General features: G+C 46.3%; 4 protein-coding genes. 2 read left to right on the forward strand and 2 right to left on the reverse strand.

Annotated features, from left to right (window positions below):
* Positions 1-1,648: serine hydrolase (locus ABL924_RS17925; protein WP_349028462.1), on the forward strand; the 1,648-nt coding region annotated here is incomplete at its 5' end.
* Positions 1,649-2,124: 476 nt separating this feature from the next.
* On the opposite strand, the gene ABL924_RS17930 is transcribed toward ABL924_RS17925, so the two are convergent.
* Together ABL924_RS17930 and ABL924_RS17935 are read right to left on the reverse strand one after the other, a co-directional pair.
* The gene (locus ABL924_RS17930) at positions 2,125-2,871 is read right to left on the reverse strand and encodes a VIT family protein (RefSeq protein WP_349028463.1); all 747 of its coding nucleotides are present in this window, start codon (positions 2,869-2,871) and stop codon (positions 2,125-2,127) included.
* A gap of 47 nt (positions 2,872-2,918) precedes the next feature.
* A complete protein-coding gene (locus ABL924_RS17935) occupies positions 2,919-3,605 on the reverse strand; it encodes a cytochrome b/b6 domain-containing protein (protein WP_349028464.1) in 687 nt (228 codons plus the stop codon).
* A gap of 99 nt (positions 3,606-3,704) precedes the next feature.
* Between ABL924_RS17935 and ABL924_RS17940 the strand changes: the two genes are divergently transcribed.
* Complete coding sequence (locus ABL924_RS17940; protein WP_349028465.1) at positions 3,705-4,235, forward strand: LuxR C-terminal-related transcriptional regulator; 531 nt, start codon at positions 3,705-3,707, stop codon at positions 4,233-4,235.
* Positions 4,236-4,484 lie beyond the last annotated feature (249 nt).

A 4,484-nucleotide genomic window follows, 5' to 3' on the forward strand; every position in this document is an offset into this window, starting at 1 on the left:
AGGTGATCCTGACGAAGCCCTTTACAGTGCAGTCTGGGTCCAACGTCCTGGCCCAGCTTGGCGGGAAGTACATGGACTTTCAGCAATTGCATATCAGACTCGATTTAATGAACTTAGTGGTCAGGGTTTTGCTCCTGTATTGGTTAGTGCTACTGGGCCAGCTAATCAAGCGATATTCATTGCTTTATTTGAAAAGGGCGTTACTAGGCCTTGGTATGCTAGACATAACCTTCGTTGGGACCCCGTAACAGATCCAGACACAATTACTCATGAAAACCAACGAGCGTTTGACCAAGGCTTTATTCCGCGCTGTCTGGCAGTATACGGTATTCCAGATGACCGTCGATTTGCGGGCATTTGGGTTAAGAATCAAAAATCGATTCCTTGGGCATGGTGGTGGTCCGACTCGACTACGTATCAACGTTTTGTTGATGCGGAGGTTTTGGCAGGTGTGCGACCTGCGTATGTATCAGTGGCACCTGATGGCTGGATCTTATCGGTCTTTCGCGACGAACCAATCGGGGAATGGTGGGCTCGCCATAATTTGACCGGAGCCGATTATCAAACGGAATTCGATATCCGAGTGGCGGCAGGGCTAATGCCCATTATGGTGCAGGCCGGCGGGGCCAGAAATGCAACACGTTACGCATCTATATTCGCTCACAATGATGAACCATTACATTGGCAATGGATGACTACGGGAAACACTTTTTCAGGATCAAGCCATATGGATAGGACTATTCGCACATTTATGACAGAACATTCCATTAGAGCGGGGTCAGTTGCGGTTGCCCGTAAAGGACATATTTTGGCTAGCCGAGGTTATACGTGGGCTGAGCCTAATTATCCGGTTACTCAGCCCGCCACATTGTTTCGTATCGCTAGCCTTAGTAAAATGTTTACTGCAGCGGCTATCGACAGGCTGGTAGCTGTTGGGCGGTTAACGTGGAACACTCCCGCTTTTGACTTACTTGGTATCAGTTCTGCACTGTTAGCCAGTCAGACCCCAGACTCAAGGGTAATTAGTATCACAATTCGTCAGCTTGTTCTTCGGCTAAGCGGATTAGCACGGGACTTTGATACCGACTTACGAGGCATTGCGAGCAAACTCGGCATTATCACCACCCCGACAAGAGATAGTTTAGTCAGGTATTTATACGGGAATAGTAGTTTACTTCATCCAATGGGAATCCATGATGTATTCGTTGCTGCCACATCAGTCGGCAGTCGCAAGCTTCATGAAGTTTCGTCTTACGATAATCCGGGAATCCAACTATCCAAAATCGACGTTGCGACAAATAAGTATGCTCCAAACGCCTATGGTGGCGACTTCGTGCTGGAAAGTGGTGAAGGAGTGGGGGGGCTTCTTACATCTGCACCGAGCTTAGCTCGTTTCATTGCTCAGCATGCCGTTTGGAATGTGGGAAAGCGAGAAAAAAACCTTACTCGGCACGGAACACTGGACGGTACCTGCGCGGGGGCTTTCTCCCGAGGCGACGGGCTGGATGTGGCCTACCTATTTAACCGTCGTGTTAGCGAAAACGAGCACGATGGAATTACCGCCGCGATCAAAGATGTCCGGCTGGTGGCGTTTTTAGCAAAACATATCGGGTTTTTCAATTACATCCGACTGTCTCCTATGAGTTGACTCCTGACGGTCAGTTCATGCGAAGGCGGACGCCTGGTATGGGTCGGGTACGGAAATTCAAACTTTAAATTCAGCCTTGATTCTGAAGGACTGCTATCGTTTCTCAACCGACTATGACGGATCAGAAGCGAAAAAAATTTGTCTACCAATTTTTGAAAAACTGCTGTGGTGATGCGGACTGTCACGATTTTTAATAGAAAAAAATTCAAAATTGCTGGCAAAATGCGAATAATCATAACTGCCAAAATCAGCATTTTAGGTCATCCGAATGTTTTTAAGTTTATACAGATTATAGTGACACCATTTATAACTTTACTCTTTGCCCCGCCCTTAACTGTTCTATGGGATACAATGTTCCCCGCCAATATACTCCGCTGTTTTGAAAACACTTCCAAGCCGCGTTGGCCATTATCGTAGCGATCAAAATAATGCCAAAAGGGAGCAGGAGATAGAAGGGAAGTTAAGTTAACAAAATGTCATCCATTTACCGCCCCGAAAAGTAAGCCGACACTGGCGGTAATGCTCATCGAGAGCATGCCCCAAAACGAGACACGGGCAATAGCAGTAAAAGCAGAAGACCCTCCAATGAACCCAGATAGCCCGCCCAACAACATCAGGGATAACAGTGAAATAGAACCCACTATAGTAATCAGAGGCATAGTGTCCGATCCGGTTAAATCTATGATAATTTGATTGACTTGTGCTAAAGGCAAGTGAGGAAAAACCATAACCATCAAGAGTGGTAGCAATGCGCCCAGTGAAAACGTCATAGCAGAAATCAAGCCTGCCTGTAGGGGATGTGCAGTGGTGATTTCAGTTAGTCCTAATTCATCACGGGCATGAGCTGCCAAGGCATCGTGGCGCATAAGTTGCTCGGCAACCTGCAGGGCTAGTTCCGGTTCGAGGCCTCTATCGATGTAGATGGTTTTTAGTTCATTTACTTCATGATGGTGATTATCCGCCAGTTCTTGCTTTTCCCGCCTCAGGTCGGCTTGCTCAGTATCAACTTGGGAGCTGACAGATACATACTCACCGGCCGCCATAGACATGGCTCCGGCTACCAAGCCGGCTGTCCCGCTAACCAGTATGGCATGGAGATCTGTATGAGCCGCCGCTATTCCAATCACAAGACTTGAAGTTGAGACGATGCCATCATTGGCACCTAACACGGCTGCGCGTAACCATCCGATACGATGTGCGCGATGAAATTCAGAATGTCTCAAACGAGTTCCTTTAAAATTTTAGCATGATGAACAAGGGTACTATTGCACTATTGGTAAGTGTCATCGACGTCTTTTTTTCCCGTTAACATGACTTTAACCAGTTTCTCTTTATCAATGTAACTGGAAACGGCGACACCCAAAATGTGTAAAAACACTAATAAAAGCGTCAGGTTAGCGAAAACCTCATGTAATTCTTCCCAGAATTCCTCCCCTTCTTTATCAATCCGGCGCTCGTTACCATTACGCTCGGATTTTTCATCGTCATCCTCGTCATCCGCTGCGTTGGCCACAGAAATCAGTGATGTAGACTGGATATGTGTCTGGGCTTGCGTTGCTGAAACGGCGAAAGGCCCTTTATTATCCTCTACCGCATATAATTTTAAGCCCGTCAAAGTAGTTGCCGCCAGACTTAATAACAAGGCAACAACCATAGCACCGCCAGCAGGATTATGGCCAATATAATGCTGTGGCTTGCGTGTTATCAGATTTTTTAAGCAACCAATAATCTGAGACGGGGAATATATAAAATTACTGAAGCGTGCATACTTACCGCCGACAAAGCCCCACAGTATTCGAATCAGCAAATAAGCGGTTACGACATAGCCTGCCCACACATGCAAGTCCATAAAATCATCTTCGGTAAAATAAGCCGTAAAAAATGCGATCACTAAAGTCCAATGTCCAATTCGAACCACTGGATCCCATACCCTTAAGGTTTTTTTATCATTTGTCATGTAATTTCTCCTGACTAGTAGACCGATACAAATTGTTAAGTCTAATATTGAGTTAAACTTGTCTTTTTAACATCCGTCATCCGACGTATAAGTGATTTAATGACATTAATTAACGATACCAGGCGATTTAGCCAATGGGCTATTGCTCTCAGTCTATTTGTTTTTATGCTAATTACGCTAGATCTGCTTGGTGACTATCGAGATGGCGTCCCTTGGACGCATTTGCTCACCGAAGTAGTCATTCTGACGCTTTCCCTGCTCGGTGTTGCTTATTTTGGCCGGCTTTATTATCAATTTTCGCAATCTAAAATCGATTTGCTGACCCAGGATTTAGCATTAGCAAATCAACAAGCTCAGCAATGGCGTGAAGCAAATCGTGAGCTTATCGCGGGACTGGCTGTGCAAATTCGGAAGCAATTTGATATTTGGCAACTCACCCAAGCCGAAGTGGAAGTTGGAATGCTAATGCTGAAGGGCCTGAGTCATGGCGAAATTGCCCATGCGCGCAATACAAGCGAACGTACCATACGTGACCAAGCCCGTGCAGTATATCGGAAAGCAGGGGTAACAGGGCGCACCGAATTATCTGCTTTTTTTCTGGAAGATTTGCTGTTGCCACGTCAGCAATAGTAAAAATGAACAGTTACCTCAAGCTATAAGCCACGCACTCTCTCGATGAGCTGCCGCTCTCGTACAGCGAAATCGCTGACGGGCGGCTAGGCTGCTTTTAAGTAACGGCGTTTGAAAGCAAGGAGTCCCGTTAACCCGGAACCAAATAACCATATCGCTGTAGGAATCGGCACTGCTGAGACTTTTAACTCCATTGAATACTCCAACGCATAGGCTCCCGCTTCGGATGCCTCTTGCCCGAGCATAGTA

The organism is Methyloglobulus sp. (assembly GCF_040079455.1).
GTDB lineage: Bacteria > Pseudomonadota > Gammaproteobacteria > Methylococcales > Methylomonadaceae > Methyloglobulus.

What these genes read in the sequence shown, in the direction of transcription:
- ABL924_RS17935 (WP_349028464.1), bottom strand. Translation starts at nt 3,605, where the DNA reads ATGACAAATGATAAAAAAACCTTAAGGGTATGGGATCCAGTGGTTCGA.
- ABL924_RS17940 (WP_349028465.1), top strand. Translation starts at nt 3,705, where the DNA reads ATGACATTAATTAACGATACCAGGCGATTTAGCCAATGGGCTATTGCT.